General features: G+C 59.7%; 8 protein-coding genes, 1 tRNA gene and 3 rRNA genes (1 of these 12 cut by a window edge). 11 read left to right on the top strand and 1 reads right to left on the bottom strand.

The features are described 5' to 3' along the window. The 11 genes from CK910_RS04035 to CK910_RS03985 all read left to right on the top strand — a co-directional run. A 23S ribosomal RNA gene (locus tag CK910_RS04035) occupies window positions 1-1,491 on the top strand (it extends 1,399 nt beyond the left edge of the window). Between the two features lie 126 nt (window positions 1,492-1,617). Further along, a 5S ribosomal RNA gene (rrf, locus tag CK910_RS04030) occupies window positions 1,618-1,732 on the top strand. Window positions 1,733-1,838: 106 nt separating this feature from the next. Continuing rightward, window positions 1,839-1,914: transfer RNA gene (locus CK910_RS04025), tRNA-Thr, on the top strand. 27 nt (window positions 1,915-1,941) lie between these two features. Beyond that, window positions 1,942-2,056: ribosomal RNA gene (gene rrf, locus CK910_RS04020) — 5S ribosomal RNA — on the top strand. 155 nt (window positions 2,057-2,211) lie between these two features. Continuing rightward, entirely contained in the window at window positions 2,212-3,177 is a 966-nt protein-coding gene (gene ebgR / locus CK910_RS04015; RefSeq protein WP_098981076.1) for a transcriptional regulator EbgR, read from the top strand. 320 nt (window positions 3,178-3,497) lie between these two features. Further along, a complete protein-coding gene (ebgA, locus tag CK910_RS04010) occupies window positions 3,498-6,572 on the top strand; it encodes a beta-galactosidase subunit alpha (RefSeq protein ID WP_098981075.1) in 3,075 nt (1,024 codons plus the stop codon). Continuing rightward, a complete protein-coding gene (locus CK910_RS04005; RefSeq protein WP_098981074.1) occupies window positions 6,569-7,024 on the top strand; it encodes a beta-galactosidase subunit beta in 456 nt (151 codons plus the stop codon). Before ebgA ends, CK910_RS04005 begins: the two co-directional genes overlap by 4 nt. A gap of 102 nt (window positions 7,025-7,126) precedes the next feature. Then, window positions 7,127-8,572, top strand: a complete 1,446-nt coding sequence (locus tag CK910_RS04000; protein ID WP_098981073.1) for an amino acid permease — start codon at window positions 7,127-7,129, stop codon at window positions 8,570-8,572. A 102-nt stretch (window positions 8,573-8,674) separates the two neighbouring features. Continuing rightward, window positions 8,675-9,013, top strand: a complete 339-nt coding sequence (locus tag CK910_RS03995) for a tRNA-binding protein (RefSeq protein ID WP_098981072.1) — start codon at window positions 8,675-8,677, stop codon at window positions 9,011-9,013. Window positions 9,014-9,185: 172 nt separating this feature from the next. After that, entirely contained in the window at window positions 9,186-10,649 is a 1,464-nt protein-coding gene (locus CK910_RS03990; protein ID WP_098981071.1) for an amino acid permease, read from the top strand. 199 nt (window positions 10,650-10,848) lie between these two features. Next, entirely contained in the window at window positions 10,849-11,799 is a 951-nt protein-coding gene (locus CK910_RS03985) for a bile acid:sodium symporter family protein (RefSeq protein ID WP_098981070.1), read from the top strand. 85 nt (window positions 11,800-11,884) lie between these two features. On the opposite strand, the gene ovoA is transcribed toward CK910_RS03985, so the two are convergent. After that, window positions 11,885-14,035 carry a 5-histidylcysteine sulfoxide synthase gene (gene ovoA, locus CK910_RS03980; RefSeq protein ID WP_098981069.1) on the bottom strand — a complete coding sequence of 717 codons (2,151 nt, stop codon included), beginning with the start codon at window positions 14,033-14,035 and terminating at the stop codon, window positions 11,885-11,887. Window positions 14,036-14,340 lie beyond the last annotated feature (305 nt).

Here is a 14,340-nt window from a genome sequence, read left to right as displayed (position 1 = left end):
ATTGCGATGGGGGGACGGAGAAGGCTAGGTGGGCCAGGCGACGGTTGTCCTGGTGAAAGTGCGTAGGTGGTGTTTCTAGGCAAATCCGGAGACACAACACTGAGACACGAGACGAAGCCACTACGGTGGTGAAGCCATTGATGCCCTGCTTCCAGGAAAAGCCTCTAAGCTTCAGATTACAAGTCATCGTACCCCAAACCGACACAGGTGGTCGGGTAGAGAATACCAAGGCGCTTGAGAGAACTCGGGTGAAGGAACTAGGCAAAATAGAACCGTAACTTCGGGAGAAGGTTCGCTCTTGACAGTGAAGTCCCTCGCGGATGGAGCAGTTGGGAGTCGCAGTGACCAGATGGCTGGGACTGTTTATCAAAAACACAGCACTCTGCAAACACGAAAGTGGACGTATAGGGTGTGACACCTGCCCGGTGCCGGAAGGTTAATTGATGGGGTTAGCGCAAGCGAAGCTCTTGATCGAAGCCCCGGTAAACGGCGGCCGTAACTATAACGGTCCTAAGGTAGCGAAATTCCTTGTCGGGTAAGTTCCGACCTGCACGAATGGTGTAACCATGGCCATGCTGTCTCCACCCGAGACTCAGTGAAATCGAATTCGCCGTGAAGATGCGGTGTACCCGCGGCTAGACGGAAAGACCCCGTGAACCTTTACTACAGCTTGGCACTGAACATTGAACCTACATGTGTAGGATAGGTGGGAGGCTTTGAAGGCGTGACGCCAGTTGCGCTGGAGCCGTCCTTGAAATACCACCCTTGTATGTTTGATGTTCTAACGCAGGTCCCTGAATCGGGATCGCGGACAGTGCCTGGTGGGTAGTTTGACTGGGGCGGTCTCCTCCCAAAGAGTAACGGAGGAGCACGAAGGTTGGCTAATCCTGGTCGGACATCAGGAGGTTAGTGCAATGGCATAAGCCAGCTTAACTGCGAGACGGACAGGTCGAGCAGGTACGAAAGTAGGTCATAGTGATCCGGTGGTTCTGAATGGAAGGGCCATCGCTCAACGGATAAAAGGTACTCCGGGGATAACAGGCTGATACCGCCCAAGAGTTCATATCGACGGCGGTGTTTGGCACCTCGATGTCGGCTCATCACATCCTGGGGCTGAAGTCGGTCCCAAGGGTATGGCTGTTCGCCATTTAAAGTGGTACGCGAGCTGGGTTCAGAACGTCGTGAGACAGTTCGGTCCCTATCTGCCGTGGGCGTTGGATGATTGAAGGGAGTTGCTCCTAGTACGAGAGGACCGGAGTGAACGAACCTCTGGTGTTCGGGTTGTCACGCCAGTGGCACTGCCCGGTAGCTAAGTTCGGAATCGATAACCGCTGAAAGCATCTAAGCGGGAAGCGAGCCCTGAGATGAGTCATCCCTGACCCCTTGAGGGTCCTAAAGGGCCGTTGGAGACCACAACGTTGATAGGTGGGGTGTGTAAGCGCGGCGACGTGTTGAGCTAACCCATACTAATTACCCGTGAGGCTTAACCATACAACACCCAAGAAGTGTTCTGGGCCTTGTAGCAAATCGAAGAACTACTTACAAATTCAGTGATAGCGACGAAGCCCAAGGCATCAGTCGTTACTCACGTCAGCTTTCCAAGATTGAAGTTATTTGCCTGGCGGCCATAGCGCCGTGGAACCACCTGATCCCATGCCGAACTCAGAAGTGAAACGCGGTAGCGCCGATGGTAGTGTGGCATTCGCCATGCGAGAGTAGGACACTGCCAGGCTTCAATTAAGCAACTACAGCGATGTAGTTGGTCGCGATACAACGTCAGGTTGTGTTGGACAGAAGATTTAGATAACGCACGCAGTGCGGTCTTTACCGGTTAGTGTGCTGATATGGCTCAGTTGGTAGAGCGCATCCTTGGTAAGGATGAGGTCCCCAGTTCGACTCTGGGTATCAGCACCAGTTTTAAGTTAGTTTTAACGCTTTTTGCCTGACGGCAATAGCGCCGTGGAACCACCTGATCCCATGCCGAACTCAGAAGTGAAACGCGGTAGCGCCGATGGTAGTGTGGCATTCGCCATGCGAGAGTAGGACACTGTCAGGCTCCTATTTAGAAGAGGCCTCCCATTCGGGAGGCCTTTTTGCTTTGGGATTTTTCCTCCCACCCTATGGTTCTTTTAGTAAAAATGCTGGGATGTCAGCACGTTGCCCGTTACTCTTGGTCTGGTATTGTCGGGAGTCATCGCCAGAGGAGTATGCATGGCCACGTTGAAGGAAATTGCGCAGGAGGCGGGGGTTTCCCAGGCGACTGTGTCACGGGTGCTCAATGAAGACCCGACGCTAAGCGTCAAGGAAGAGACCAGGCAGAAGATCTTTGAGATCGCCGAGCGGCTGGAATACAAGACCAGCACGGCTCGCAAAGGGGTGCACAAGAGCAAGCTGCACTTTCTGGCTGTCTATGCCTACCCGCAGAGCACAGAGGTCAACGACCCCTACTATCTCGCCATTCGCTATGGCATCGAGACCCAGTGTGCCCGCCTCAATATCGAGCTTACCCATTTTTACAACGGTGCCGAGGGGCGTGAGCTCTCCGCCGTCGACGGTATTCTGGTTATCGGCCATCTGCCACCTGAGCGGCTTGCCGCACTCTATTCCCTCTCTGCCCAGCTGGTGTTCGTGGACTGTCGCTCCCAGGGGGAGTTTGACTCGGTGGACGTGGATCTGGCGCTGATCAGCCAGCAGGTGGTGGATTTCTTCATGGCCCAGGGACACGGCCGCATCGGTTACATAGGTGGTCAGGATGAGGCGCCGGATCTGCGTGAGCTGGCTTTCCTCGACTATGGTCAGCGGCTGGGAGTGGTGCAGGAGAACGATCTCTATCGCGGGGATTTCTCCAGTGCCTCCGGCTATCGACTGGCGAAGGAGATGCTGGCGGGGGATTGGCCCAAGGCCTTGTTTGTCGCCTCCGACTCCATCGCCATCGGTGTGCTGCGGGCCATCCACGAGAAGGGGTTGGCCATTCCCCAGCAGATAGAGCTGATCAGCGTCAACGATATTCCGACCGCCAAATTCACCTTCCCGCCTCTCTCCACCGTGCGGATCCACTCCGAGTTGATGGGCTCCCAGGGGGTCAATCTGCTGGTAGAACGGCTTCGCGACGAACGTGAGGTCCCGCTACGGGTACTGGTCCCCAGCCGGCTGACCCTGCGTGGCACCACCCGGTAGTTTTAGTAAAACTCATTGGTTTTTAGCCGCACCATTCTGACATGGTGCGGCGACTCTCTTTATCCCGGATAGACATTCCCACTCTTAATAAGTTCTTAATATATTGTTATATAACAATATTATTGTTTCCTCTCTTATGGGAATCAACATCCATGCCACCCAGGCAGACAAACCCCTCCTTTAGTTCCGGCTTCTGATCTCGCTCACAAATCCAGCCATCTTGTGTGATGGGGTTAAAACTTTACCGATCATTACCTGATATTTAGTAAATGTTTATCTACAGTTTACCCAGTCAAAGTTGCCTTGTTCCGGGAGGACATGTGAATAACTGGGAAAACGTTCAATTCGTTGGTGAAAACAGGCTGGCCCCGCGCGCCTACTTCTTCTCTTATGCCGACCACGCGCTGGCGGCCACCATGCAGCGCGAGCTGAGCCGCCGCTTTCTCTCCTTGAGCGGCCAGTGGCAGTTCAACTACTTCGAGCACCCATTGCAGGTGCCGGAGGCCTTCTATCACAGCCCCATGAGCGAGTGGGGCCAGATCACAGTGCCCAACATGTGGCAGATGGAAGGGCACGGCAACCTACAATACACGGATGAGGGCTTTCCCTTTCCCATAGACGTGCCCTTCGTGCCGAGCAACAACCCCACCGGCGCCTATCAGCGCAGCTTCGTGCTGAGCCCGGCCTGGGATGGCGAGCAGGTGATCATCAAGTTCGACGGGGTGGAGACCTACTTCGAGGTCTATGTGAACGGCCACTATGTGGGTTTCAGCAAAGGGAGCCGCCTCACCGCCGAGTTCGACATCAGTGCCTATGCCAGCACCGGCGAGAACCTGCTGTCGGTACGGGTGATGCAGTGGGCCGACTCCACCTATATCGAAGATCAGGACATGTGGTGGATGGCGGGGATCTTCCGCGACGTCTATCTGGTGGGCAAACCGGCTGCCCACGTGCAGGACTTTTTCATCCGCACCGCGCTGGCCGACGACAATCAAGGCGCCACCCTGAGCTGCGACATCCAGCTGGAAAATCTGGGAGCATCGGCCCGTGATCACCGTCTGGTCTGGTCCCTGCTGGATCAGGGCAGCGAGATCGCCAGCGGCTCTCTCGACAATCTCGCCATCGACGGCAAGTGTGATTGTCGCTTCACGCTGGATCTGGCCAACCCCCATCTATGGAACGCCGAAGACCCTTATCTCTATCAGCTGATGCTCTCCCTCTACAACGGTCAGGGCGAGCTGCTGGAAGTGATCCCGCAGCGGGTCGGGGTGCGCGAGATCACCGTCAAAGATGGCCTATTTTATGTCAACGGCCAGTACCTCAAGCTGCACGGGGTGAACCGTCACGACAACGACCACCTCAAGAGCCGTGCGGTCGGTATGGATAGAGTGGAGCGCGACATAGTGCTGATGAAGCAGCACAACCTCAACTCGGTGCGCACCGCCCACTACCCGAACGACCCGCGCTTCTACGAGCTGTGCGACCAGTACGGCCTGTTCGTGATGGCGGAGACCGACGTGGAGACCCACGGTTTCGCCAACGTCGGCGATCTCAGCCGCATCACAGACGACCCCTTCTGGGAGCCTGTGTTCGTGGATCGCATCGAGCGCCACGTTCACGCCCAGAAGAACCACCCCTCCATCATCATCTGGTCGCTCGGCAACGAGTCCGGCTACGGCTGCAACATCAGGGCCATGTACCAGCGCTGCAAGCAAATCGATCCGACCCGGCTGGTGCACTACGAAGAGGATCGCGACGCCGAGGTGGTGGATGTGGTCAGCACCATGTATTCCCGCGTCTCACAGATGAACTGCTTCGGCGAGTTCCCTATGACTAAGCCGCGCATCCTCTGCGAATACGCCCACGCCATGGGCAATGGCCCGGGTGGCCTCAGCGAATACCAGCAGGTGTTCGATCGCCATCCCCATATCCAGGGTCACTACATCTGGGAGTGGTGCGATCACGGCATTCTGGATCAGGACGAGCAGGGTCGCCCCGTTTACAAGTACGGCGGTGACTACGGCGACTACCCCAACAACTACAACTTCTGCATGGATGGCCTCATCTACCCGGATCAGACCCCTGGGCCTGGCCTGCGCGAATACAAGCAGGTGATCTGCCCGGTCAAGATCCGCGCCCTGGATCTGGCGAGCGGCCGGCTGGAGCTGGAAAACCGCTACTGGTTCTCCAATCTCGACGACATCCGCCTGCTGGTCGAGGTGAAGGCCGAGGGCGAGTTGCTGGCCAGCCAGCAAGTCCGGCTGGAAGGGGTTGCCCCCGGTGCCACCACAGAGCTGCTGCTCGAACTGCCATCCCTCGATGGGCGGGAAACCTTCGTCCAGCTGCGGGTCATCAAGGCCACCGCCACCCGCTACAGTGCGGCGGAGCACGAGCTGGGCCAGTACCAGTTCCAGCTCAAGGCATCGACTCGCCAGTTGCAGCCCTTTGCCAATCCCAACGCCACCCCGTTGCAGATTGCCGATGAGCGCCTCGCGCTGACCTTGAGCGGCAGCGGCTTTGCCATGCGTTTCTCGCGCCTCGACGGCAAGCTGGTGAGCTGGCAGCAGGATGGCAATGAGCTTGTCGAGCGCTCGCCGCGCCTGACCTTCTTCAAGCCGATGATCGACAACCACAAGCAGGAGTACGAGAGCCTGTGGCACCCGAACCACCTGCAGATCATGCAGGAGCACTTCCGTGGCTTAAGCTGGCGCCAGTTGGGTGACGCGGTCGAGGTGACGGTAGAGAGCCTGATAGCGCCGCCCGTGTTCGACTTCGGCATGCGCTGCCGCTACGTCTACACCCTGAGCCCGAACGGTCAGCTGCACGTGGCACTGTCCGGTCAGCCCTACGGCGGTTATGACGACATCATTCCCAAGATCGGCTTCGAACTGGGTATCCGCCAGGATCTCGACCGGGTGCACTACCTTGGCATGGGACCGGGGGAGAACTACCAGGACAGCCGCCAGAGTAACTGGATCGATTGCTTCAACAGCACTGTGGGCGAGATGTGGGAGCACTACCCCTTCCCGCAGGACAACGGCAACCGCCAGCAGGTGCGTTGGGCGACCCTGACCAACCGTCACGGCGCCGGTCTCTACGTGCGACCCGATGCCCCCATCAACCTGAGCGTCTGGCCCTACAGCTGGGAGCATATCCACGCCGCCCAGCACATCAATGAGCTGGAGCCGAGCGGTTATCTCACCCTCAATCTGGATCACAAGGTGCTGGGGCTGGGCTCCAACTCCTGGGGCTCAGAGGTGCTGGACTCCTGGCGGGTGCGTTTCGAACCGTTCAGCTTCGGCCTGACCCTGCTGCCCATCGCCCGTGGCAACCTCAATCCGGCTGCGATGGCCGGGATCGATCTCACCATCAACGGCGGGAGGAACCTCGCATGATCACCCTGGACAACCTGACCCTGTTCAAAAACATCTACCGGGAGGGCAAGAAGTGGGGCCGCTGCGTGGAGGCCATCGACAACCTGCCAAACCTCAAGCCCGGCATCTGTCACTCCATCGGTGACTCCCTCACCTACCGCTTGCAGGAGGGGGCCAGCCCGGCCACCTCTCTGTTTGAGGGGCAACGCCGCTACTTCGATATCCACTACTACCTGGAAGGGGAAGAGACTGTGGAGTGGGCCGAGAAGCACGGCCTGCAGACGGAATCGGCCTATGACGACACCAGCGACCGCGAGTGGCTGGCCGGCGAGGTGCGAGAGCGCCAGAAGGTCGGCAATGGCCAGCTGGTGATCTTCGAGAACCATGAGGCCTATCGCTTCGCCGGCGATGCGCCGGTGCGCAAGCTGATCATCAAGGTCACGGTCGAAGGCGGCTACTTCAAAAACAAATAACAAGCCGCTGTTTTTGCACTGACAAAGCCGGAAGGGCGGGGTTCACCCTACAAATCATGCCCCGCCCTTTCGCAGCAATAACTACAGGTCTGGAGATGCACCATGTCTGATTCCAAACGCAATACGATAGGCAAGTTTGGTCTGCTGTCGCTCACTTTCGCGGCGGTATTCAGCTTCAACAACGTCATCAACAACAACATCGAGATCGGTCTGGCCTCGGCCCCTATGTTCTTTCTGGCCACCATTTTTTACTTCATTCCGTTTTGCCTCATCATCGCGGAATTCGTCTCGCTGAATAAGAACTCCGAAGCGGGCGTCTATGCCTGGGTGAAGAGCTCCCTCGGCGGGCGCTGGGCCTTTATCTCCGCCTACACCTACTGGTTCGTGAACCTCTTCTTCTTCACCTCGCTGCTGCCGCGGGTCATCGCCTACGCCTCTTATGCCTTCCTGGGCTACGAATACATACTCACCCCGCTGGCGACCACTGGCTTGAGCATGATCCTGTTCGCCTTTGCGACCTACGTCTCCACCAACGGCGCCAAGATGCTGGGCCCCATCACCTCGGTGACCTCCTCTCTGATGCTGCTGCTGACCCTCTCCTACATCTTGCTGGCAGGTGCGGCACTGGTGGGCGGCGTGCAACCGGCCGATCCCATCACGGTAGAGGCCATGATCCCGGACTTCAGCTGGGCCTTCCTCGGTATCACCACCTGGATCTTTATGGCAGCCGGTGGCGCCGAGTCGGTGGCTGTCTACGTCAATGACGTGAAAGGCGGATCCAAGTCGTTCGTGAAGGTGATCATCATCGCCGGGATCTTCATCGGCGTGCTCTACTCCATCGCCTCACTGCTGATCAACGTCTTCGTCCCCAGCGGCACCCTGAAATATACCGGCGGCTCGGTGCAGGTGTTCGAAGGGCTGGCGTCCTACTTTGGTCTGCCCGCCATCTTGATGAACCGCTTCGTGGGGCTGGTCTCCTTTACCGCCATGTTCGGCTCCCTGCTGATGTGGACAGCTACCCCGGTGAAGATCTTCTTCTCCGAGATCCCGGCCGGCATCTTCGGCAAGAAGACGGTCGAGCTGAACGAAAACGGCGTGCCCGCTCGCGCAGCCTGGATCCAGTACCTGATAGTGCTGCCGCTGATGCTGATCCCGACCCTGGGCTCCAACACCGCCCAAGACCTGATGAATACGGTGATCAACATGACGGCGGCCGCCTCCATGCTGCCACCCCTGTTCATCATGCTGGCCTACCTGAACCTGCGCCTGAAGCTGGATCACCTGCCACGGGACTTCAAGATGGGCTCGCGCACCACGGGGATCGCCGTGGTCTCGGTGCTGATCGCCATTTTCTCGGTGGGCTTCCTCGCCTCCACCTTCCCGACCGGTGCCGACATCATGACCATCGTCTTCTACAACGTGGGCGGGATAGTGATCTTCCTCGGCTTTGCCTGGTGGAAATACAACAGATACGAAGCCTCCCTGAGTGAGGAAGCGCGCGCGAAAGAGGCCCTGCCGGCCGCTCAGGTGTCCATCCAGGCCTCCTGATCCCCAGAGCAAGCCGGCCCGGGCCCGAGTGGCCAAGAGAGATAAAGCGGGTGGCGACAGCCACCCGTCACCGGTTGAACCACAGAACAGAAGGAGAATGGAATGAGCGAGACAATCGAATTTGCCGAGTTCAAACGGGTCGAGATGAAGGTGGGCAGGGTGCTGGAGGTGGTGCGCCATCCCGGTGCCGACAAGCTCTACATAGTGCAGATAGACGTGGGGGGCGAGCGGCCGCTGCAGACCGTCACCAGCCTGGTGCCCCACTACAGCGAAGATGAGCTGATGGGCAGCCAGGTGGTGGTGCTGACCAACCTCAAGCCCACCAGGATGCGCGGCGAGCGCTCCGAGTGCATGCTGCTCTGCGCCGAGACCCCGGACGAGAGCCAGAGCGTGCTGCTGCAGCCTCGCGTGCCCATGGCGCCGGGTACCCAGATCGTCTGAGGGATCCCTGATTGAGTGCCGGTGCGGTTGGGCCGCAGCGGTTTGCCAGCGAGGTCGCTTGAGCGGCCCAACCATAACAAGAAAATCTCTGGCCGGGCCATGAGGCCTGTGCCGAACACATTCAGAGTCAAAGCGTCAGCTGGTGAAGCGGCGTTATTCCATTGGAGGACATATGTCTGATTCCGTACGCGGCACCCTGGGCAAGTTTGCCCTGTTGTCGATGACCTTTGCCGCCGTGTTCAACGTGCGCAACATAGTCAACAACAACATAGAACTTGGGCTCAGTTCGGCGCCCATCTTCCTGCTGGCCACGCTCGTCTATTTCATCCCCTTCGTGTTCATCATTTCCGAGTTCGTCTCGGCCAACAAGAACTCCGAATCGGGCATGTATGACTGGCTCAAGAAGCCGCTCGGCACCCGAATGGCCTATCTGGGCTCCTTCCTCTACTGGTTCGTGAACCTGTTCTGGTTCGTCTCCCTGTTGCCCAACGTCATCGCCTACGCCTCCTACGCCATGCTGGGGTATGAATACAGCTTCTCCCCCATGGTGACCTCGATCATCTCCATAGCGCTGTTCGCGGCGGCAACCCATATCTCCACCAGGGGGGCGACCTGGCTCGGCAAGATTGCCGAACTGGTGGCCTACGGGGTGTTCGCGCTGTTCGCCATCTATGTGCTGGGTGCCCTGATGGCACTGAGTGGAGATCATGTGGCGGCCCAGCCCATCACGCTGGAAGCCATGACCCCCACAGTCAACTGGGCGACGTTGGGCATCATGTGCTGGATTTTCCAGGCGGCGGGCGGTGCCGAGACGGCGGCGGCCTATCTCAATGACGTCAAAGGCGGTCAGAAGTCCTTCATCAGGGTGATCATCACCGCCGGTATCGTCATAGGTGCCATGTATGCGCTGGGTTCCCTGCTGGTGAACGTGTTCGTGCCGCGTGAAAGCCTCACTTATGCCGGCGGCATGGTGGAGATCTTCACCGGCATGGCCCAGTACTTCCACCTGTCCGAGGCGCTGGTCGGCCGTGCGGTCGGGGTTGTGCTGTTCATCGCCATGTTCGGTTCCATGATGATGTGGACTTCGGCCCCGGTGAAGATCCACTTCTCCGAGATCCCCCAGGGCGTCTATGGGGAGAAGACCACCCAGCTCAATGAGCACGGGGTGCCGGTGCGCGCTGCCTGGTGGCAATTTGCGTTCGTGTTCGTGATGCTGGTGGTGAACGGCTTCGGCTCCGAGTCGGTGCAGCAGATGATGAACACCGCCATCAACCTCACCGCCGGTACCGCCATGCTGCCGCCCATCTTCATCATGGTGGCCTACTTCGTGTTCCGCTGGAAACACGACGACACCCCCCGCGAGTTCCGCATGGGATCTCGCACCTTCGGCATGGCTGTGGTCTCGGTGCTCATCCTCATATTCGTGGTGAGCATGAGCGCCTCCGCCTTCCCGAGCGGGGTGGATCTGGTACGCGCCTTCTTCATCAACGTCTTCATGACGGCGGTGTTCTCGGCGATCGCCTACTGGTGGATCTCCCGCTTCGAGAAGCGCCAGGCCCGCAAGCTTGGTGGTAATGACAAGAAAACCGGCAACGGCAAGCTGGCAGACGGCGCCAAGCTGGCCAAGCAGCGCTGAATCACAGGGCTGGCCGCCAGCCCTGGTTGTTTAATTTCCTGCACGCTGCGAGGGGCCGCTCAACTTTGCGCCTCCCGCATATAGGGGTAAGCTGGGGATTCGTTGCAACGGGAGCTGTCAAACAGCTCCTGTTGTGTTTCCTGTCGTCCCCTCCCGAACGCCTCGGCGGAGCGGGATGCGCTTTCGTTGGAGACTCTCCGTGCGTCTGGATCCCTTTACCTGTGTGCTTATTCTGGTGGTCACCCTGGCCTCCCTCTTTCCCTGCGAGGGGCAGGTTGCCGTCTGGTTCGCGTTGCTGACCAAGCTGGCGGTGGCGCTGCTGTTCTTCATGCACGGCGCCAAGCTGTCGCGCCAGAACCTGCTGGCGGGGCTGGGTCACTGGCGGCTGCATCTGGTGGTGATGGCCAGCACCTTCCTGCTGTTCCCGCTGCTGGGGCTGCTGCTTACCCCGCTGGTGCCGCAATGGCTGAGCCCGGCCATCTATCTCGGTTTCCTCTATCTGTGCGCCTTGCCCGCCACCGTGCAGTCGGCCATCGCCTTCACTTCCATGGCGGGGGGCAATGTGTCGGCGGCTGTGTGCAGCGCCTCTGCCTCCAGCATCCTCGGTATCTTCCTCTCCCCCGTGCTGGTGGGGCTCATGATCAATGTACAAGGGGAGGGGGTCGACACCTGGCACTCCATCCAGGCCATCATGGTGCAGCTGATGTTGCCGTTCGTGGTGGGGCATCTGTCGCGGCCCTTGATCGGCCGCTGGGTCGACAGCCATAGGCCGCTGATCGGCAAGCTGGATCAGAGCTCCATCCTGCTGGTGGTCTATGTGGCCTTCAGCGAGGCCGTGGTGCAGGGGATCTGGCATCAAGTAGGCTGGTACGATCTGGCCAGCATAGTGCTGCTGAGCTGCGTGTTGCTGGCGCTGGTGCTGGGCTGGAACGTCTGGATCAGCCGCCGGCTCGGCTTCAACAGGGCGGACGAGATCACCATAGTCTTCTGCGGCTCCAAGAAGAGTCTCGCCAATGGTGTGCCCATGGCCAACGTCATGTTCCCGGCCGCCAGCGTCGGTGTCATGGTGCTGCCGCTGATGATCTTCCACCAGATCCAGCTGATGGTCTGTGCCGTGCTGGCCCGCCGCTATCACGAGCAGGGGGTCTGAGCCCAGCCGGGTGCGCGCCACAATGAAAAAAAGGAGGCCGACAGGCCTCCTTTTTTATTTTCACGGCCCGTGCCGTCGCCGCTTTCTAGCGCTTACGCCAGACGGTGAGCTGGGCCAGGGTGTGCTGATACTTGCGGGCGGTTTCGCGGATCACGAAGGGCACGTCCCTGGGTGGGCAGTGCTCCTCGAACTCCTCCGCCAGCAGCCGTTGCAGCGCCTGATAGGTGCTGAGCGCCTCGCCATTTTCACGGATGCCGCCGAGCCAGTTGGTCTTGGGGGTGTAGTCGGTCAACCAGGTGTAGGGGCTGGTGAGCACCAGCAGGCCGCCGCTACGCAGGCGCAGCGCTATGTCGCGCAGGAAGCGGGCCGGTTCGCGCAGCCGGTCGATCAGGTTGGCGGCGAGCACCATATCGTAGTCGCCATATTTGGGCTTGAGGTTGCAGGCATCCCCCTGGCTGAAGTGGACGCGCCCGGCCTGCTCGGCGCCGAGATCCTGGCTCGACAGCCGCGCCTCGCAATACTCCACCAGATCTCCCTCCAGTGGCACTGCATAGCGGAAGCTGTCCTGGCTGGCGAGGGCGAGTGCCACGTCGATGAAGCGGGCCGAGTAGTCCACTCCGTCCACATGCTGGAAGTGACGGGCCAGTTCGAAGCTGGCGCGACCTGTGGCGCAACCTATGTCCAGCGCCCGCTGGTGGTTGCTGCACAGCTCGCTGGCCAGGTCTGCCAGGGTCTTGGCGTAGTTGGCCACGCCGAAGTGGGCCGGACCGTACTGAAAGTCGAGGTATTGTGCAACGAGCGTGTCGGTTTCATAAGGATTCACGATAACGGGTTCCTGATAACGGGAGACCAGATAGCGGAAGCCCGCATGCTGGAAGAAGTGGCGGCGAAAGGCGTAACGGGATGACTTGAGGGCCTCGTTGCCCGTGCTTGCCCAGCTGCCGCCCTTGATGAGGGTGTGCTTGCCATCGAAGGTAGGGGTGGAGAAGTCGTCGTAGAGCGGGTGTACCTTGAACCCCTCGAAGCCGTCGATGGCGGTGCTGGTCCACTGCCAGACGTTGCCCACCAGATCGAAAAAGCTGCCCTGGGGGAAGGCGTCCACCGGACAGGACGAAGCGAAGCGGGCCAGATTGAGGTTGCCGGGTGCCTCAACCCAGTCCGGCTGATCCCCCGCCAGCTGATCGCGCAGCAGCGCCCACTCCCCCTCGCTCGGCAGCTGGATGGGCAGCCCGGTCTGGGCAGCTTTCCAGCGGCAGAAGGCGGCGGCCTCCAGCTGATTGACCTCGGCGGGCCAGTCCCAGGGCATGGCCACCCGCTCCGTCATCAGCCGCAGTTGCAGTTGCTCGGGTTCGCTGGGATCGCCGACCCAGAAGGTGGGCATGCGCGCCCTGGCATACTGGCACCAGCCCCAACCCTCCTCATCCCACCACTGCTGCTGCTCATACCCCCCCGCCTGCACGAAGGCGAAATACTCGGCATTGCTGACCAGCATGCGGCTGGCCTGAAAGGGGGCGACGTCGATGTGGCGCTCGCCATATTCGTTGTCCCAGCCGTAGGTGGCATCCTGCTTGCCGAGCCGCACCCGACCCCCTGCCACCGGCAGCAGGCTGTTGGCAGGCACGTCCGCCATCTGATGGCGTACCTGGGGGCAGGCGGGCCAATCGGGGCGGGGCCGTACCCAGGCCAGTGGCAGCTGGCGGATCAGCACGCTGGAGGTCTCGAGGTGGATGCGCTCGTGCTCTATCCCCATCAATATGACCCAGGCCGGGCTCTGCCAGTCGATGGGCAGGGTCAGCGGCATCCGCTCGATGAAGTCGACCACCAGGGCGCGCACCTGTGCGCGGTAGTCGCGCAGCTCGGCGACGGCGGGCCAGTCGTAGTGGGTCTCGTCGAGATCGTCCCAGCTCATCTCGTCCACCCCGATGGCGACCATGGCCTCGATGCGGGCGTCGAGGCGACTGTCGATGAGGCGGGCCGCCAGCAGCTTGTTGATGAAGAAGGCGGCCGTGTGGCCGTAGTAGAAGATGAGCGGATGGCGCAGCGGGATCGCCTTGTTGAACCAGGCGCGCTCATCGGCCAGACAATCGAACAGCGAGTCGTAGAGATCGAAGGTCTGGCAGAAGTAGGCCAGCAGCTCGCGGCGCTTCTGCTCGGGATCGCTGCCGGTCAGCAGCGGGGTGCGGGTCGGCTCAGGCAGGCCGACGGCGGTGTAAAACGAGGTGCTGACTTGGGTCACGCTCTGACTCCTTGTTGCAGTGAAGACTGACAAGACAGTGGTAAATGCATCGATGGAGAGCTCTATACGCACAAGGTATCACTATTGGCTCAACGGACTGGCGCCACAACAAAAAACTTCCACGGTTTGTCAGCATAGCGACCCTGCGGGAGGGCTGCCAACCGACCGGGATCTCCCCGTTTTGGGATGGTCATTTTTACCAAATAATGGTCTGGATGACTCTCTGCATAGTGATGGTGCTGACATGGGAAAGTTAAATGATGATGAAAATCATGCGGTTGATGATTTGGCATGGGGTTTGCCAT

Origin of the sequence: Aeromonas sp. CA23, from assembly GCF_002587065.1 — a bacterium.
Taxonomy (GTDB): Bacteria; Pseudomonadota; Gammaproteobacteria; order Enterobacterales; family Aeromonadaceae; genus Aeromonas; species Aeromonas bestiarum.
Note: the sequence above shows the minus strand (reverse complement) of the source record. Positions and strands in the feature narration are given on the sequence as shown.

What these genes read in the sequence shown, in the direction of transcription:
- CK910_RS04005 (WP_098981074.1), top strand. Translation starts at nt 6,569, where the DNA reads ATGATCACCCTGGACAACCTGACCCTGTTCAAAAACATCTACCGGGAG.
- ebgR (WP_098981076.1), top strand. Translation starts at nt 2,212, where the DNA reads ATGGCCACGTTGAAGGAAATTGCGCAGGAGGCGGGGGTTTCCCAGGCG.
- CK910_RS04000 (WP_098981073.1), top strand. Translation starts at nt 7,127, where the DNA reads ATGTCTGATTCCAAACGCAATACGATAGGCAAGTTTGGTCTGCTGTCG.
- CK910_RS03990 (WP_098981071.1), top strand. Translation starts at nt 9,186, where the DNA reads ATGTCTGATTCCGTACGCGGCACCCTGGGCAAGTTTGCCCTGTTGTCG.
- CK910_RS03995 (WP_098981072.1), top strand. Translation starts at nt 8,675, where the DNA reads ATGAGCGAGACAATCGAATTTGCCGAGTTCAAACGGGTCGAGATGAAG.